The organism is Pseudomonas sp. TJI-51 (assembly GCF_000190455.2).
Classification (GTDB): domain Bacteria; phylum Pseudomonadota; class Gammaproteobacteria; order Pseudomonadales; family Pseudomonadaceae; genus Aquipseudomonas; species Aquipseudomonas juntendi.
The window spans coordinates 19,177-36,952 of record NZ_AEWE02000051.1; the positions used below are offsets into that span (position 1 = coordinate 19,177).

Here is a 17,776-nt window from a genome sequence, read left to right on the forward strand (position 1 = left end):
CGCTCATGGGCATCTTCCACCGCCACCGTCAGGCCAACGAGCATGACGCGGCGGCAACTGCACTCGAACGTGCGTTGCAGGTTCCCGAGTATCGGGCCGAAGCACTCGTATGGAAAGGCATCGCGGCCTTGCCGCAGACGCCCGAGCTGGCTTTTTTATATTTTGCCAATGCCGCCAGGGCTTTGCCCGAGCGGGCCGACGTTCACGCGTTGGTGGGGCGCAGCCTACTGGCGCAAGGCCACTTCGCGATGGCCACGCGCTACCTTACAAATGCCTGGAAACTTCAGCCCAACGATCTTGCCCTGCGGCTAACCCTTTGGGAGGCCCGTAGCCGGTCAGAAACGCCTGCAGAGTTGCGGCGCACGATTCTGGCCCACCTGCCCGATATCCAGACGGGTAAAGAGCTTGGGTTGGTAGTCAAGCTGCTGGCGGCGCAAAGCGACGCTCCGGGCACTATCGGTGTTGTGCGTTATCTGCCGGAACAGAAGGAAATTCAGGGCTGGGCGATCGACTTGCAGAATCTGCAAGCGCCCGCAGCGCTGCAGATTGAAGCCAATGGCGCTCGCATTAACGCGACTGCCAGCGCCGCCCACCCGCTGCTTGGTGCAGCGGGGCTCCCAGCGACCCATGGTGGTTTGCGGGTGAGCGTACCGAACCCCACCCCTGCAGTGCACGTTCAATTTACCAACGGCATGCCCCTGCTAGGCAGCCCGGTTTACGCCATGCCGGTCTTCGTTCCGCCTGCTAGCGTAGGTGGCGGCGAAAACAACCCAGTGGATGTGCTGATTCCGGTCTATAACGGCCTTGAGGAAACACTGGAGTGCATCAACAGCGCGCTAGAAGCCCGCAAATTGAACCGCACCCCGCACCGCCTGGTGGTTATCGAAGACAAGACGCCGGTCCCTGCCCTGGCCAAGGCACTCAAGGTGCTTGCTGCCAAGGGCAAGATCACGTTGATCAACAACGCGGTCAATCTCGGTTTCATTCGTACCATGAACCGCGCCATGGCCCTTAGCCCGAGCAAGGACGTGGTGTGGCTCAACGCTGATACCCGCGTGCACGGCGCCTGGCTGGATCGGTTGCGGGCAGTTGCTTATAGCGACGAACGCATTGCGTCGGTAACGCCGTTCACCAATAACGGCGAGCTGATGAGCTTCCCCCGTAGCCAGATCTGCCACGAAATGCCCAGCGCCAAGGCCCAGGCCGAACTGGATGAACTCGCCCGGCAGGTGGCCAGCCCACCCGTTGAAATCGAGACGGGCTGCGGCTTTTGCCTCTATATCAAGCGGGCCGCACTCGACCAGGTAGGCTACCTGGACGAAGTACACCTGGCACGGGGCTACGGTGAAGAAACCGACTGGTGCCTGCGCGCCCGCAGCCACGGCTGGCGGCATATGGGGGCGCCTAACGTGTTTGTGGCACACCGGGGTGGTATTTCGTTCGGTGCCGAGAAGGTAATGCGAGTGGCGTTGAACAACGCAACCTTGCGCCAACGCTACCCCGACGCATCCAGCAGCTATCAAGCATTCTGCCTGCGCGACCCTATCAAACCTGCACGCCAGGCTTTACAGCAAGCGCGCCTTGAGCACTTGCTACGTAAACCGGCGAGCGAGCGAAATCTCAGTTGGCAGATGGGTGAGGACAAGACGCTCTACATCCACGATGGCTCAAATGACGATGCTGTTTTCAGCTTGGCTTATCACCACAGCAGTCATCGAACTTGGGTAGTGCTGACCGCCCCATTGTGCCCCTTGCCTCTGAATCTGGAGTACGAACTGCCGGGCGATTTCACTCACTTGGTCGAATGCCTGCGCAGCCTGCCATTGCAGGCAATGTTGTTCCAGAACCTTGCCCGCTGCCCGATTGGCTTATGTGATCTACCGGCAATGCTGGACATTCCGTACCGCATTCTGTGCAACGACGACCGCCTGCTCGATTCGCGGGGTGATTATGACTGGCGGCGTTTTGCTCGCGAAGCGGCCAGCGTTCAGTTGCCATGGCCAGCGCTACAACCTGTTTACAGCGATGCGCTGCCAGATTCCAACTTAGTAACAGAGGCGACTGCGGTCACCAGCGGGTTGGCTGTGCATATGCCTCAATCACTCGTCATTGGTGACAGCCTGCGCGATGCCAGCATTGCACAGCATTGGCTGGACGTTGCAAGGCATATTAAACGCGCGGAATTGTCCATCCGTTTGGTTGCGCCAAGCGATGGCCCCCTGCTGAAACAACTGCAAGCCACCGGTTCCGTATATGTGCTGCCCGACTTGAATGGCTTCACCTTGGCCGAGCGAGCCCAAGCCGCCGGATGTGATGCTGTGCTCAGCCTGGCTGAAAATCCTGGCAGCGACTGGGCGGCCCCTCGCTTGGCAGCCCAGCTGGGTATACCGCTGTTCGCACCCTCCAATTTGTTGGCAAGAGACACAGGGGCCGCAGCCCTGACCGCCTTGCCTTTCACCCTGAGCCTGCTCCAATGACCGAACACCTTGTGGATCAACAGCAAACGGCTCAGCCGGTCGCCCTACCCGCCTTCAGCGGCGCCATATTTGGCCTTCAGGGGGACGTACTGCACGGCTGGGCGATGGACAACACGCAACCGGAAAACCGGCCTGTCATCGAGGTGTTCATCGATGGAGCCAGCGTTGCTCTGGCACGTGCCGACCAATATGAGCCTAACGCACCAATGGGCGACCAGTACCATGGCTTTGCCGTGCAATTGCGCCAGCGCTGGCTTGACGAGGCATGCTTGATCACCGCACGCATCGCCAACCAGTCATTCGAATTGGAAGGTCAACTGTCGCTCCCGGCAGCACCCAGTGACGACAGTGCCTCGATTGCGTCCCAGGTTTGGCATACAGGCGGCTTGCGTGTCGGTGGTTGGTGCTGGGATCCAAAGGCACCTGATCGACATGTGGAGGTTACGGTACGGGAAGGCGATCAAGTGGTTGGCCGGGCGGTATGTAAAGAGCACAACCAGGCCTTGGCGTACCGCGCCACCAGTGACCACGGCTTTGCTATCGATCTGCCTTGGGAGTTGGCCGATGGCAAGGTGCATGTGCTGGAAATCATCAATGATCTTGGCCAGCCACTGGCAGGTAGCCCCATTCGCTTGTGCTGCTGGCCGGAGGGCCTTGAAGGGCTGCTTCATAAATTGGATCCGGCGCACGACGCCGCAACGGTCGCCCTGCTGACTGAGGTTGCCAAGGACCAAACCATGCGCCTGCCGAAAAGTGCAGGCTGGCATCACTACCCACAATGGTTCGAGGTGTTCCAGCGCCTAGACTCCCTGCCCTTACCGCCGCTACAAGGCAAGTTGGGAGTGCTGCTGCTGAGCGACGGCGATACGGCACTGGAACAATTGAGCCTGAACAGCCTAGGTGCCTGGGACGCTGGCACGCATGCAGTTGCTATCGCCCCCCCACGCAACCTATTGCCAGCGCTCACTCAACTGCTTGAAGGCGGCTGCGATCGCATCCTGCCAATGGTGGCGGGCGATCGCTTGGCGCCTCTGGCGCTGGCGCACCTGAGTGCCTTGCTCGACGATGGGAGCGCATGGGCATTCGCCGACTGCGATCGCGACGGCCCGCAGGGGGAGCGCAGCCAGCCGTGGCTCAAGCCAATTTGGGATTTGGACGTATTCATTGGTGCAGACATCTTTTCCAGTGGCTCGATTTTAGGTGCAGATATACTCGAGCATGGATTGGCGCTGTTGGCGGCTCGTAGCAAAGACAGTTCAGTAAATTGGTATGACTTGTTTTCTGCTATCGCACTAGCTACCCAACAAAGTCAAGCAGTTGTATCACACATGCCACGTGTTCTCTATCACCGGAGCAGCCAAGCACCAATTAGCCCGGAGCAAGCTAAACCTTCAAATCAACGCCTCCGCGCTGTGGAATGGTTATGTGAAGCGTTGTCGCCAGGCTCTTCGGTAAGCCGCGTTACAGAATATCCTGCCCTGCTCAGAGCTCATTGGCCATTACCTGAAACACTACCGAGCGTGAGCCTTATTGTGCCCACACGAGATCAATACAAGCTCCTACACAAATGTGTCGAAGGACTTTTAAATGACACAGAATATCCTGATCTCGAAATTATAGTTGTTGATAACCAGTCCAGCGACCCTCAGACATTAAAGTATTTATCAGAGCTGAAAAGCCGCGGCGTAACCGTTCTTGATCATCCATATCCATTCAACTACTCAACAATCAATAATCGAGCCGCTCGTTGCGCTACAGGTGAACTTATAGGGCTTGTAAACAACGACATTGAGATTATTGATCCTTTGTGGTTGAAAGAAATGGTCGCACATTTGGTCCGCCCAGGTGTCGGCGCCGTGGGGGCGAAATTACTCTGGCCTAATAGAATGGTTCAACATGGAGGCGTCGTCGTAGGGGTTAACGGGCTAGCGGCGCATACAGGCAACAATTTACATGAACTTGATGCCGGATACCTTGCTAGTAATCAGATTACTCGCCAGCAAAGCGCAGTTACTGCAGCGTGTTTGCTCCTGCGCAAAAAAACATTTTTTGAAGTTGGCGGGCTTGATGAATTTGCGTTTCCAGTAGCGTTTAACGACGTAGACCTCTGCTTAAAAATCAGGTTACAACATTTGAAAATCATTTGGTGTGCCTCTGCAAAACTTATCCATGCAGAGTCTGCGAGCCGCGGCAAAGACGAAACCTCAGAAAAGCGCGCTAGAGCCATCCGAGAGCAGGAGGAGTTCACTCAAAAATGGAGCGCGACTGAGCATGGCGACTCTTATTACCATCCGGCGATAAGTCTGGACTATCTCAGCGGCCCTTATGGAGGACTATCTATTCCTCCACGACATACAAATCCAAGGACCACAAACTCAACTTACAACCCCACCGCACCTTAACAAATATACAAGGATAGAATATGAAAATTTTAGTTGTAGGGACGGGTTACGTCGGATTATCTAATGCAATTTTGTTAGCGCAACACAATAGCGTAACAGCACTAGACGTGATTCAAGAAAAAGTCGACCTTATCAACGATAGAAAATCTCCGATTTCTGATCAAGAAATCGAGGGTTTCTTGCGAGAAAAGAATCTAGACCTAAACGCTACAACTGATAAGCATCTTGCCTACGAAGGTGTTGATGTAGTTATAATTGCCACGCCCACAAATTATGACCCCAAAACGAATCACTTTAATACTGAATCTGTTGAGTCTGTAATAAGCGATACGATAACCCTGCGCCCTAGTGCGAAAGTTATAATCAAGTCAACTGTACCGGTTGGCTTCACAAAGGCTATGCGGGAAAAGTTTTCTTTCCAGGACATTTTTTTCTCTCCGGAGTTCTTACGAGAAGGCAAGGCCCTTCAAGATAACCTCTTCCCGTCGAGAATTATCGTAGGGGACCGCTCGCCATTCGGAAGTTTTTTCGCGAACTTGATGCTTGCTGGCGCGCAAGTTGATGATGCACCCATTTTGTTAACCGACTCCACAGAAGCAGAAGCTATAAAGCTTTTCTCAAATACTTATTTGGCAATGCGAATAGCCTATTTCAATGAGCTGGATAGTTATGCGATACACCATCAACTCGACTCCCGACAAATTATTGAAGGCGTGGGCTTAGATCCAAGAATTGGAAATCATTACCACAACCCGTCATTTGGATACGGTGGCTATTGTCTGCCGAAAGACACTAAGCAACTGCTTGCGAATTACTCGAGCGTACCCAACAACTTGATTCGAGCAATAGTTGAATCCAACACAACTCGAAAGGACTTTATCGCCGAGGCCATTACGCAGCGAGCTCCTAATACTGTAGGGATTTACAGATTAATTATGAAGTCCGGCTCTGACAATTTCCGCTCCTCTTCCATTCAAGGAATTATGAAGCGGCTAAAAGCCAAGGGCATCAGCGTAATCGTGTACGAACCCGCCCTTGAAGAGAGTACATTCTTCAACTCAAGCGTTATTAAAGATCTTGAAACCTTCAAGAAAAAATGCGATTTAATTGTAGCCAATCGCGTATCTCCGGAGTTGTCCGATGTCATTGATAAAGTTTATACGCGAGACCTGTTCGGAGAAGATTAACGCAGCGAAGACCAATCAGTCCTAGTGCTCAATTACCTCTCTTACCATTTTGAAATACTGCTTAACCTCCGAGACTTGCCAACACCATGAGTAACTCCTACAAAGCACTATATGAATTCGGATACGGCTTTTTAGGCCCAATACTAAACCATTACATTAGAAAAATTGCCGAGCACTCAGAAACCCACAGACCAATCTGTCTTGCAAGAGAGGGGTGGATTCTCTTCGCTGCGCTTAAGCACCTTCAAGAAAATGGTTTACTCTCCTTTAAAGCAAATCCTATTTACCTTAAGGTTTCGAGGACCGTTCTCTTTCGCAGCCAACTCGGCAATCCAGACATTTACGAACTTTCATTCGCGAGTAAATTTGACGGCACCGTCCTCGATTTGCTAATGAAGAGATTTGGCTTGCAACTTCATGAGGCATTTTCACTGCTCCCCCAAGAACTATTAGAATTTAAGGTAGTTCTACCCGCAGATCTTGATAAACTTACCGAATGGTTAAAACCTCATAATAAACGCATGCATGCATACGTAGCCCCCACACGTGATGCATTACTCACATATTTCGACCGTGAAGGCCTTACTTCAAGCAGCCCGAAATCTCTAATGCTTGATCTTGGTTACGCTGGAACAATTCAAAAAATTCTGACTCGAATGTTCGGCCAAAGCACAGACGGCCTGTATTTTATTACTACAGAGTCTGGAAGCCATAGCATTGGAAAACATACAGCTACAATGAATGGGGTATTTAAAGAGAACGCCAAGTGGTCCGACGGCTACCTGATGTTAGAACGATCACTATTGCTCGAAAGCATAATGACCGCTCCAGAAGGCCAACTGGTAGATATTAGGCTTCAAGAGAATGGTGAGTTGCAGTTTTTCCACGGCCGACTAGCAACACCGCAACGACAGTATCAAGATCTCCAGACTATATTTTCAGGAGCAATCGATGCGATCCGCGAAGGATTAAAACTCAATATCAGTTACACCATTGATGAAATTGAGTGCCTTTTCTGCGCGTATGCCACTCCTCCTAGCGCTATCCCAAAGGAAGCCTTTCATTTATTCAATATTGATGACGACTTCTCCGGCAATGGCGTTATAAGTCCAACCCAATTATTTGGCCTCCACTGAAAGTAACTGTGCCGACCATGAATACTAACAGCACACTATTGAAGCAAAACCGAAAAGAGATGATCTCCTTAGTTGAATCCAGCGGGGCATTCGACAACAAGTATTACAAGTCACAGACAGCCGCGAAAGGGATATATCCAAAAAACTTTATTGAGCACTATCTCACTGAAGGGTGGACTAGCGGTTTCAATCCCCACCCATGCTTTGACACAGTTTTCTACTTAAAGCACAATCCAGACCTTAAAGACCTAATCATCCACCCTTTCCTACACTTCATCATGTATGGCTACCGTGAGCATAGATTTACGCGTGCTGACTTCTCACTGTCTGAATATCGCCTTCTTCATCCGGAGATCGAAGAGAACGACATTAACCCATTGAAGCATTTTACGATGAAGTATGGGCAGACAGCACGTGCGAAAAATGGCGAAAAAGCGTCCACCATCAAAGACAAACTGTCTAACCGCGACATTTCATCCATACTTGCCAAAGCCAAATCTTTGCAATTGTTTGATTTTGAATGGTACAAGAAAACCTATAACCCAGCATTTGCGTCAGAGCTAGACGCCTTCAAAGACTACCTTCATAAATCAAGATTTTCTCCTGTAAACCCGTCTGAAAATTTCGACAATGAGATTTATCATCGCTGTAATATAGATGTATTCCACGCACAAATAAGCCCACTATTCCATTATATTATTTCAGGCCAAACAGAAGGCCGGGCATACTCCAGCGTTATGCCAAAATGGACACCAAAATTTGAAATTAACCCAGCGAGCGAGTTAACCCCAAAAGCCTCAAATCAAAAGATCGCCATCTGCCTGCATATTTATTACGATGACTATATCGAGCGTTTCGCGGAAGCTTTATACACTTTCCCAACAGAGGTGGATCTTTTAATAACTATCGCCAACGAGAGCTTTAGAGATCGGGCCTATCAGACTTTCTCAAAGATTCAAGCAGTTAAGAAGGTCACTATAAAATCTGTACCTAATCGCGGCAGAAATTTTGGTCCGCTTCTCGTCGAATTCGCTCAAGAGTTGCTTACGTATGATTTACTCTGCCACTTGCACTCTAAAAAATCATTGTATTCTGGCCGCGAGCAAACACAATGGGCTGACTATTTGTCCGAATATTTGCTCAATGACTGCTCTGTAGTTAAAAGGGTTCTGAATGCATTTTCTGACAACCCGCAGTTCGGGGTCTATTATCCGACTACGTTTTGGATGATGCCTTCGTGGGTGAACCATGTAACCATGAATAAGCCCCACATGCGGAATTTGCAAACCGCTCTAGGCTTCGGACATTTCGATGACTTCTTAAGTTACCCTGCAGGCGGGATGTTCTGGGCAAGACCCAAAGCACTCGTTGACATTTTGAACAAAACCTATACTTATGATGACTTTCCAAATGAACCGCTCCCCAATGACGGATCAATGCTACACGCTCTGGAGCGGGTAATTGGACCGGTTTGTGAAAAAAATGGTTATCAGCAGTTTTTCTACCATCCAACAAGCGGAAAACTTACAACTGATCAAAGTTACATAACATCAAGCTACTCTCGCACTTTAGATAGTCTGACAAGCGACCTGAAAACATTTAGTCACATAAGCTTTGATGTATTCGACACTCTAGTTAGACGCACATACACAACCCCTGATTATGCGAAGTATTTACTTGGCAAAGAGTTGGTCCAGCTAGGTATTGTTAAATGCGCAAATGAGTTCATAGCAGTGCGCAATGATGCCGAGCTACAAGTTCGTAAGAAAATGAATTTCAAAGGTGATGTATCAATAAATGACATCTATGCCAGCCTAGCTTCACGTCTACATATTTCGACCAATGAGGCCGAGAGACTGATGAATCGTGAATTTGAACTTGATTTAAACATGATCACAGCCAAAGACGAAATGGTTGATCTATTCAATACCCTTGGAAGTCATGGGCATATATTGTGGGTTATTTCCGACACTTACTACACCCGGGAGCAGATTGGCTTATTATTGAGAAAGGTTGGGGTAAGTGCGCCTTATCGATTGCTAGTGTCCAGTGCAGAGCAGAAGCGGAAAGATAATGGCACCATGTGGGACTTGGTCAAAGAGGATCTCGCCCGCGAAGGGGCGAAAAATCATGTACATATTGGCGATAACGTAGTCGCAGATTGCCAAATTCCAGGAGATAGAGGCATCAGCTCCATTCATATTCTTCACCCTCTCGACAAATGGAAAGCTTTGGGATTTCCAGCCTTTAACGAATCGAATGCGTCTGTTGATGAAGCGCACGTTCTTAAATGGGGCAAATTGATAAATTGTGTCGGTAGGCTACCGTTCATCTAGGCGAGCGCGCGCCAGTCACCTCTCGCCTGTGAACCGCAATGCAGTACTGGGTCGCAGAGGTGACATATTATGAACAATCCGCATTCTTGAGCAAAAATTCAACGATTTACATTCACGACCTAGAGCTGATGATAGTCATGGGTGCTGCACATTCTTTTGTTGAACCCCAGTATCTAACCTCTTGGTTACTTGATCGCTGATATCACGCAAGCATTCAACTTGATTTTTTTCTTTCAATCAGCTATAACCCTAGTAGATATTGGTAGATATTTAAAATCATCAGTAATAGATCTTAAGTCGGTAGCCTTATCTAGGAATACACGTGCCAATAGCCTTACAGACATACGCAACTGCAGGTGTTACACAAAGTATGATAATGCGTAACTTCTTTCTTTTAACCTATCATATTTAAACGACATAGCGCAGGGCAGCCTACTTGAATCAGGCATGCGCTTGAACAATTGTGAGCCCCACAAGCGCTAGGGAGAGATCTAAAGTGATGCAGTGGAAAACTGAACAACAAGAGATTTGTTCATTAATTCGATCAAACTATTCACCACTTAAGATAGTTCTGAAAATTAAAGATGACTGGGAGATGTTTCCAGACTTTTTTGATCATCATGCTAAAATAGTGGGCGCTCAAAATATTTACGTATTTGATAATAACTCCACTAACGCTGAACTTCTTGACAAATACAAGAAATTGCCGATTCCTGAAAATGTGTTCAGCTTTGATACTTTCCACAACGACATTCATAGCCCTGAAAAGTTTACCCCTTTATACCAGGCGCTGCAGCACTCCAGTAGACATTTTACGTTTTTAGACAGTGATGAACGCCTATACTTAATGAGCGAAGAAGGTTACTCGACGTCAATTATTGAGTACCTAAGTCAATTGGATGTTAGTATCCCTGGCATATGGCTTAGCAACGCTCCGGGTTCTAAAAATATCTTCTCTATTGGTGATTCCGGCGAAAAACTTGAAACGGGATTAACCTGGGGAAAGCCCATCTTCAGCTCTTATACAAAGCTCGATGGCTATATCAACCATAATATACAGGCGCTTGAGCACGTTTATGATGGGCTCCAGCATCGCGCCGTTTTTGTATTGCACTTAAATAACTTCTCACCCACCCAACGAATAAACGCAAACCTCAGAAAGCTGGTTGCGCGAGGATTTATTAGCAAAGATGACACGATTGATGATGTTCTCAATGCAAAAACCTCTGCACATACAGATCTAAACATCAAGCTATATCTTGAGGAAATCCGAAAACTTCACTCTCAAGATGCAATAAAAACTGATGTTTTATCCGCCGGCCACTTGAAGTTAGACAAACTCGGCGCGTTAAGCTTTTTCTCTGAAAAAGAGAGGGATTTACTAGCTACTTTTTTGAGTCCGACATCATCGATTGCATTCCCGGACAAGGACAAGTCTCTGATTAGATTGGTAGGCGATTCGACCACTTCTACGCCTAGCCTAAAACATCAATATCGCGGCCATATTGACGGATTGTCTTCTAATAAGATCACAGGTTGGGCTGTAGACTATTTTGGCAATAGCACCTCTCTAAAAGTCTACATCAATGGAATTGAGCGCCTAATTGCACACTCAGTCATCGGCCGGCCTGATCTAAAAAGTGGAGGTATATCAAAAGGGCAAGGTGGTTTTTTTGTTAATTTAAGTGGCATGATCAATCCAGGCGACAAAGTAAAAGTAACGTTTCTTGATAATGTAGTAGTTTCAGGTGGATCTTTGGAGGCTACATCTTGAGAAACGCTGAGTTTCAATAGCCACTCATTACTCCGCTCCTAACCGAAACCCTCGGCCTATAAGGCCCGCAGAAACTCAAACGCGGGCCTTGAACGAAATCATTTTTTGAGTATTTTTTTCGCCTTTTCAAGGGCTTTTCGAGAGGCGTGAACATAATACTCAAAACTCTTCGAATGTTCCAAATCTACGAATGATCGTTGCTCTTCTAACTCAGCCTCTCCCAACGCGCTATATTTTCTCAGAATCTCATCGTATATACTAAAATCAAGGGAAGGTGATCGAATCAAAAACCGAGATGTCGTTTCCACTAAAATATAGTCCGGCTTTTCAAACTCTACAGCAGCCCAATCTACATCGGCACCGGAAAAGATCCGAACAACTCTTAAAAATGAGTGCGATAGAAAGTCACCAAAAGAAACAGAGAAGGAATCCCCGAATATCATGAGTGTTATCTGATTTGGAGCACTAGGATTCTCATATATTACAATCTCACCTCTGACTTTTATCCTATTTTCATAAACTCTAAATTTGATTAATTTTTCTCTATCCCGGATTACTAAAGAATTCTCCAATTGCACAGGCATTAATTTTGAGCCCAAATCACCGCCAATCGGAAGTATCGAATATTCAACACCTGGATCTACACTTTTGAATCCTGCGTAACGGCAAAATGAAGATGCAGCCAGTGATGCGCCATAATCATTCCAATGACTATCGGTTTTGTAGTATGCAAACTCACGATCTCTAGAGAGGCTTTCAGTTAGATCAGTTATTTTAGCAACATTCAAAAACCGGCTGTAAAACTGCTCTAATGGAGTGACAATCCCTTTTTTGTGTGGGTAGCTATCTGAGTAAATATATTCTTTCGCTGGGGCAACCACAAAGGTGTATTGTCTAGCATTATCAACGGACCAAGCATTAAGCCTAGAGAAATACTTATCCCACTTCTGAAGCTCCGAATCCGGTATTAAAAATTCCCCAGTGAACTGCTGAACACTTTTGTTTAAATCATTATCCAAAAATAAGTGCCCATTGGACCCAACAAGCACCTTAGCTTCTTCAACTCTAACTTGAAAGAGCCATTCGGCTTTACCAGCAACTGTCACGCCCACCTTGAAATCTGTTGAAAAGTCAACAGGATATTTAAATCCAGTCAAAACTGGAGCAGCTGGAATCACTGCCTTTACATCTGATCGCTCTGTATTAAGTGGCATACTTAATTCGGGCATGTGACTAACAACCACACTTACATCCTTCTCGCCCGGAATGTAAATCCAGCCAGCCATGGCCAAATATGATTTTGATGACTCCGTAATCATTCCCGCCTTTGGCAAATCCAAAGAGCATCTTATTTCTTTAACAGCATCCAGGCTGCGAACAATAACTTTAAATTGTTTATGCATGATCTAATCACATTGAGAATTCAACTTTCATTCATTACTAATGCTCTTTTTTAAAAATAAAGCACCCCGAAAAAGAAAAACCCATCAAGCCAAATCCAGCCTTACTAAATTCAGACTGTTCCGCCTGACGCCCCCCTACCTACAAAGCATCAACAACCCTAATCCAGGCAGCACTCTAGATCAACAGATTCACGAAAATAGACCACGCGTCGCTCCATGGCTGGCTCTACTCTATAGCTATCACCCCAAGCAGTGATGTATTATTAGGAGAACTGGTGACAGAGTTGATTTCGACCATGTTGGAGGCCAAATCAACGCAATTCGCCATCAGTGTCATAAAGCTACGAAATTTAACGTAAGGCTCAATTATGATTCTAGTAACAGGCGGAGCCGGCTTCATCGGCTCAAATTTCGTTCTGCAATGGTGTGCGCACAACCAGGAGCCCGTGCTCAACCTGGACGCCCTGACCTACGCAGGCAACCTGGCGAACCTACAATCGCTGGCAGGTAACGAACAGCACCAATTCGTCCAAGGCAATATCTGCGATGCAGCACTGCTGGCCCAGCTTTTCGCCGAGCATCGCCCACGCGCCGTGGTTCATTTCGCCGCCGAATCGCACGTTGATCGCTCGATCACTGGCCCTGAAGCGTTTGTCGAGACCAACGTGATGGGCACCTTCCGCTTGCTGGAAGCCGCCAGGGCCCACTGGAACAGCCTGGAAGGCGCGGAGAAGGAGGCATTCCGCTTCCTTCACGTTTCTACGGACGAAGTCTACGGCACACTCGGGCCAAACGACCCGGCCTTCAGCGAGGCCACCCCTTACGCGCCAAACAGTCCGTACTCGGCCAGCAAGGCAGCCAGCGACCACCTGGTACGTTCATATTTCCATACCTACGGCATGCCGGTACTCACTACCAACTGTTCCAACAACTATGGACCGTTCCATTTCCCGGAAAAACTGATACCGCTGATGATCGTCAATGCCCTGGCAGGCAAGGCGCTGCCGGTCTATGGCGACGGCCAGCAAATTCGCGACTGGCTATATGTCGAGGACCACTGCTCGGGCATCCGTCGTGTACTGGAAGCCGGTGCGTTTGGCGAGACATACAACATTGGCGGCTGGAACGAAAAAGCCAATATCGACATCGTCCATACCCTTTGCAGCTTGCTCGACGAGCTTGCACCAGCGGCCTCGCGCCAGGTGATCAACCAGAAAACCGGCAAGCCTGTTGAGCAGTATGCCGAACTCATCACCTATGTCACCGACCGCCCAGGCCATGACCGCCGTTATGCAATCGATGCCCGCAAGATCGAGCGTGAGCTCGGCTGGAAACCTGCGGAAACCTTCGAAACCGGCATTCGCAAGACAGTCGCTTGGTACCTGGCCAATCAGGAATGGGTCAAAGGCGTCATGGATGGCAGCTACCGTGACTGGGTGGCACAGCAATACGGGGCGAATAAAGCGTGAAAATCCTGCTGTTAGGGAAAAACGGTCAAGTAGGCTGGGAGCTGCAGCGCGCTTTGGCGCCGCTAGGCGAGGTCATCGCACTGGACCGCCAAGGGGCTGAAGGCTTGTGTGGCGATTTGTCCCAAGCGGATGGTTTGGCCGCCACTGTTCGTCAACTGGCGCCCGACATAATCGTCAACGCTGCTGCCTATACAGCAGTAGATAAAGCAGAAAGCGACCAGGCATTAGCCGCAATGATCAATGCGCAAGCCCCCGCGGTGTTGGCACGCGAAGCAGCAGCGCTGGGTGCCTGGTTGGTTCACTATTCCACCGATTATGTATTTGACGGCAGCGGTGACCAGCCCTGGGAGGAAACCGCAGCTACCGGCCCTCTCTCGGTCTATGGCCGTACCAAACTTGATGGCGAGCGTGGCATCCTTGCCAGCGGCGCCAAGGCCTTGGTGCTGCGCACAAGCTGGGTGTATGCTGCGCGCGGGCATAATTTTGCCAAGACCATGCTGCGCCTGGCTGCTGAACGTGAAGGTTTGAGCGTGGTGGCAGACCAGTTTGGTGCTCCGACGGGCGCTGAACTAATTGCCGACGTTACCGCTCACATCCTACGGCAAATCTTCAACGGGCAAGACAACCGTCACCTGGCAGGGGTTTACCACTTGGCCGCAGCCGGTGAAACCAGCTGGCATGGTTTTGCTCAGTTCGTCTTGGCGCACGCTCAGCGCAACGGCGTGGCGCTCAAAGTGACGGCTGATAAGGTTGCCCCGATCAGCACCGAAGCTTATCCAGTACCTGCGCCGCGTCCGCGCAACTCGCGCCTGGCGCTGGCCAAGCTGGAAAAAACGTTCAATTTCAAAATGCCGCTTTGGGAGCAAGGCGTGCAACGTATGCTGGACGAAATCCAGTAATAGGGACTCTCATGGCTCGTAAAGGAATTATTCTGGCTGGCGGTTCGGGTACACGCTTGCATCCGGCCACACTTTCGGTTTCGAAGCAGCTGCTGCCGGTCTATGACAAACCGATGATCTATTACCCGCTCAGCACGCTGCTGCTAGCCGGGATCCGGGACATCCTGGTCATTTCTACCCCGCAAGACACCCCACGCTTCGAACAGTTGCTGGGCAATGGCAGCCAATGGGGCCTGAACCTGTCTTACGCGGTACAACCGAGCCCGGACGGGTTGGCGCAGGCGTTTACCATAGGCGCTGACTTTATTGGTAATGACCCATCTGCGCTGGTACTGGGTGACAATATATTCTACGGCCATGACTTCCAGGCGCTGCTGCTGAATGCCGACAAGCGGGATTCCGGTGCGTCGGTATTCGCCTATCACGTGCACGACCCAGAGCGCTACGGCGTGGCTGAGTTCGACGACAGCGGCCGTGTGTTGTCTCTGGAAGAAAAACCGGCTGTTCCAAAGTCGAGCTATGCCGTCACTGGCCTGTATTTCTATGACAACCAAGTCGTCGACCTGGCCCGCGACCTGAAGCCCTCCGCGCGCGGCGAGCTGGAAATCACCGACCTCAACAATCTCTACCTGCAACAGCAGCAGTTGCAGGTTGAAATCATGGGCCGCGGCTACGCATGGCTCGACACCGGTACGCACGACAGCCTGCTCGAAGCAAGCCAATACATCGCCACGATGGAGCGCCGTCAGGGCTTGAAAGTGGCCTGCCCTGAAGAAATTTGCTACCGCGCTGGCTGGATCGACGCCGAGCAACTCGAGCGGCTGGCTCAACCCATGCTGAAAAACGGTTACGGCAAGTATCTGCAAAACTTGCTGAAAGAGAAGGTATTCTGATGCAAGCCATTGCGCTCGATATCCCAGAAGTAGTCCTGTTTACCCCCAAGGTATTCGGCGACGACCGCGGCTTTTTCTACGAAAGCTACAACGCCCGTGTTTTCACCGAAGTCACCGGGCTGCAGCCCGACTTTGTACAAGACAACCATTCGCGCTCGGTTAAAGGCGTGCTGCGTGGCCTGCACTATCAGCTGGCACCGCACGCCCAGGGCAAGCTGGTGCGCGTAATCCAGGGTGAAGTGTTTGACGTGGCCGTGGACATTCGGCGTTCATCGCCAACCTTCGGCAAATGGGTTGGGGCTGTGCTGTCGGCTGAAAATAAGCAACAGCTATGGATCCCGGCAGGTTTCGCACACGGTTTCGTTACCCTGAGCGAGACGGCGGAGTTTGTCTACAAAACCACCGACTTCTACTCTGCAAAGAGCGAACGGTGCATTGCTTGGGACGATCCGCAAATCGCCATCGATTGGCGATTTGATGGCCAGCCGCAATTGTCTGGCAAAGATCAGCAGGGTGTGGCGCTGAGCCTGGCTGAGGTATTCGACTGAAGCGTTAGGCAATTTCTTGTATTGCTTAACGTGCATTGACACTTCACATCGGCGGGTGACAGCATTTCCCTTTTGCCCGCCAGTGAAGTGTCAATGACTGCTCCTGCTGCCCCAGCCGACCGGCTGTACACCTTGGATACGCTGCGCGGTATCGCTGCCCTCAGCGTGGTTTTCTGGCACTGGCAGCATTTTTTCTATGTAGGTGACAGCCCTGCCGGCTTTGACCCGGCGCGCCAGCCCTTCTTTACGGCGCTGACACCACTCTACCAATACGGTGGGCTTGCCGTTCAGCTGTTTTTCTCGATCTCGGGGTTCGTCTTCTTCTGGTTGTTCTCAAATGCGATTGCCGCGCGCCAAATTCCCCTCGGCAGGTTTGCGGTTGATCGCTTCAGTCGGCTGTACCCTCTTCACTTGCTGTCCTTCGCACTGGTAGCTGGCCTTCAGTGGATTTACACGACCTATAACTCGAACGCCTTCGTGTATCAGTACAACGACAGCTACCATGCCCTGCTCAACCTGCTGCTGGCCCCAGCTTGGGGGTTCGAAAAGGGCTGGTCGTACAACGCGCCTATCTGGTCGGTATCGGTCGAAGTGTTGCTCTACGCTTCGTTCTTTGTGATCTGTCTGGCTGGCCGTTGGCGCTGGCTGTTAGCGGCCGCGGTCGCTTGCGTTGGTCTGCTGCTATACCCGGGCAGCTACAAGATCGGCAGCGGGTTGCTGTGCTTTTACATCGGCGGCCTCGCCTATGCACTGCTGGTGCACCTGCGCCGCCTGGCTGGCAGTGGGATGGCGCTGGCTATCACCACCGGCATCGCCGTAGCGGCCTGGGTTTACCAACTACACCTAGCGCCTAGCGTTAATGTTTATTTCGTCATGTGCCTGTGCTTCCCCGCCACCTTGGCAATGCTGGCGGCAGCCGGCATGCACCGGCCAGCCCTGCTGCGCTCGACCGCATGGGTCGGAGACATCAGTTACGCCTCATACTTGCTGCATTTTCCGCTGCAGCTAGTGTTTGCCCTGGTGCTCGATAGCTTGGGCTTTGTTCGCGAAATCTTTTACCAACCTTGGGTCATGCTGTTGTTCTTCGCGGTATTGGTACCCCTGAGCCTTGCCTGCCACCGATGGTTCGAGCGCCCGGTTCAGCGCTACTTGCGCGCACGCTGGCTGGCTGGCGTAAGTAGGCCCGGCAAGCAGATGCAGGCATGATTGGCCGCGCGCACCTGAACTCACTGTCACAGCATCTTTCTTATTT

The 17,776-nt window shown here is 50.4% G+C and carries 12 protein-coding genes; 11 read left to right on the forward strand and 1 reads right to left on the reverse strand.

Annotated features, from left to right (window positions below; genetic code table 11):
* Positions 1 to 5 precede the first annotated feature (5 nt).
* The 6 genes from G1E_RS11805 (at position 6) to G1E_RS28305 (ending at position 11,312) form a co-directional block, all read left to right on the forward strand.
* On the forward strand, positions 6 to 2,477 hold the full coding sequence (locus G1E_RS11805; protein ID WP_009685971.1) for a glycosyltransferase family 2 protein: 2,472 nt from the start codon (positions 6 to 8) through the stop codon (positions 2,475 to 2,477).
* A complete protein-coding gene (locus G1E_RS27520; protein WP_009685972.1) occupies positions 2,474 to 4,879 on the forward strand; it encodes a glycosyltransferase in 2,406 nt (801 codons plus the stop codon). Before G1E_RS11805 ends, G1E_RS27520 begins: the two co-directional genes overlap by 4 nt.
* Before the next feature lie 20 nt (positions 4,880 to 4,899).
* Entirely contained in the window at positions 4,900 to 6,066 is a 1,167-nt protein-coding gene (locus G1E_RS11820) for a nucleotide sugar dehydrogenase (RefSeq protein ID WP_009685973.1), read from the forward strand.
* Positions 6,067 to 6,152: 86 nt separating this feature from the next.
* Positions 6,153 to 7,202 (forward strand): hypothetical protein, encoded by a 1,050-nt coding sequence (locus G1E_RS11825; protein ID WP_033691023.1) that lies wholly within the window; start codon positions 6,153 to 6,155, stop codon positions 7,200 to 7,202.
* Positions 7,203 to 7,219: 17 nt separating this feature from the next.
* A complete protein-coding gene (locus G1E_RS11830; protein ID WP_033691024.1) occupies positions 7,220 to 9,538 on the forward strand; it encodes a rhamnan synthesis F family protein in 2,319 nt (772 codons plus the stop codon).
* 496 nt (positions 9,539 to 10,034) lie between these two features.
* Positions 10,035 to 11,312 carry a hypothetical protein gene (locus tag G1E_RS28305; RefSeq protein ID WP_132475617.1) on the forward strand — a complete coding sequence of 426 codons (1,278 nt, stop codon included), beginning with the start codon at positions 10,035 to 10,037 and terminating at the stop codon, positions 11,310 to 11,312.
* A 98-nt stretch (positions 11,313 to 11,410) separates the two neighbouring features.
* On the opposite strand, the gene G1E_RS27525 is transcribed toward G1E_RS28305, so the two are convergent.
* Positions 11,411 to 12,715: a hypothetical protein gene (locus tag G1E_RS27525; RefSeq protein ID WP_081264838.1), complete on the reverse strand. Its 1,305-nt coding sequence runs from the start codon at positions 12,713 to 12,715 to the stop codon at positions 11,411 to 11,413.
* 368 nt (positions 12,716 to 13,083) lie between these two features.
* Between G1E_RS27525 and rfbB the strand changes: the two genes are divergently transcribed.
* The 5 genes from rfbB to G1E_RS11860 all read left to right on the forward strand — a co-directional run bounded on the left by rfbB (position 13,084) and on the right by G1E_RS11860 (position 17,730).
* Positions 13,084 to 14,184, forward strand: a complete 1,101-nt coding sequence (rfbB, locus tag G1E_RS11840; RefSeq protein ID WP_009685977.1) for a dTDP-glucose 4,6-dehydratase — start codon at positions 13,084 to 13,086, stop codon at positions 14,182 to 14,184.
* Complete coding sequence (gene rfbD / locus G1E_RS11845; protein ID WP_009685978.1) at positions 14,181 to 15,083, forward strand: dTDP-4-dehydrorhamnose reductase; 903 nt, start codon at positions 14,181 to 14,183, stop codon at positions 15,081 to 15,083. Before rfbB ends, rfbD begins: the two co-directional genes overlap by 4 nt.
* A gap of 11 nt (positions 15,084 to 15,094) precedes the next feature.
* A complete protein-coding gene (gene rfbA / locus G1E_RS11850; protein ID WP_009685979.1) occupies positions 15,095 to 15,976 on the forward strand; it encodes a glucose-1-phosphate thymidylyltransferase RfbA in 882 nt (293 codons plus the stop codon).
* Positions 15,976 to 16,524, forward strand: a complete 549-nt coding sequence (gene rfbC / locus G1E_RS11855) for a dTDP-4-dehydrorhamnose 3,5-epimerase (RefSeq protein WP_009685980.1) — start codon at positions 15,976 to 15,978, stop codon at positions 16,522 to 16,524. The genes rfbA and rfbC overlap by 1 nt, the downstream gene beginning before the upstream one ends.
* A gap of 93 nt (positions 16,525 to 16,617) precedes the next feature.
* Positions 16,618 to 17,730, forward strand: a complete 1,113-nt coding sequence (locus tag G1E_RS11860) for an acyltransferase (RefSeq protein WP_009685981.1) — start codon at positions 16,618 to 16,620, stop codon at positions 17,728 to 17,730.
* Positions 17,731 to 17,776: the final 46 nt, after the last annotated feature.

Excerpts from the sequence above, each read along its gene's own strand:
- G1E_RS11805 (WP_009685971.1), top strand. The coding sequence starts at position 6 with ATGGGCATCTTCCACCGCCACCGTCAGGCCAACGAGCATGACGCGGCG.
- G1E_RS27520 (WP_009685972.1), top strand. The coding sequence starts at position 2,474 with ATGACCGAACACCTTGTGGATCAACAGCAAACGGCTCAGCCGGTCGCC.
- G1E_RS11820 (WP_009685973.1), top strand. The coding sequence starts at position 4,900 with ATGAAAATTTTAGTTGTAGGGACGGGTTACGTCGGATTATCTAATGCA.
- G1E_RS11825 (WP_033691023.1), top strand. The coding sequence starts at position 6,153 with ATGAGTAACTCCTACAAAGCACTATATGAATTCGGATACGGCTTTTTA.
- G1E_RS11830 (WP_033691024.1), top strand. The coding sequence starts at position 7,220 with ATGAATACTAACAGCACACTATTGAAGCAAAACCGAAAAGAGATGATC.
- G1E_RS27525 (WP_081264838.1), bottom strand. The coding sequence starts at position 12,715 with ATGCATAAACAATTTAAAGTTATTGTTCGCAGCCTGGATGCTGTTAAA.
- rfbB (WP_009685977.1), top strand. The coding sequence starts at position 13,084 with ATGATTCTAGTAACAGGCGGAGCCGGCTTCATCGGCTCAAATTTCGTT.
- rfbA (WP_009685979.1), top strand. The coding sequence starts at position 15,095 with ATGGCTCGTAAAGGAATTATTCTGGCTGGCGGTTCGGGTACACGCTTG.
- rfbC (WP_009685980.1), top strand. The coding sequence starts at position 15,976 with ATGCAAGCCATTGCGCTCGATATCCCAGAAGTAGTCCTGTTTACCCCC.
- G1E_RS11860 (WP_009685981.1), top strand. The coding sequence starts at position 16,618 with ATGACTGCTCCTGCTGCCCCAGCCGACCGGCTGTACACCTTGGATACG.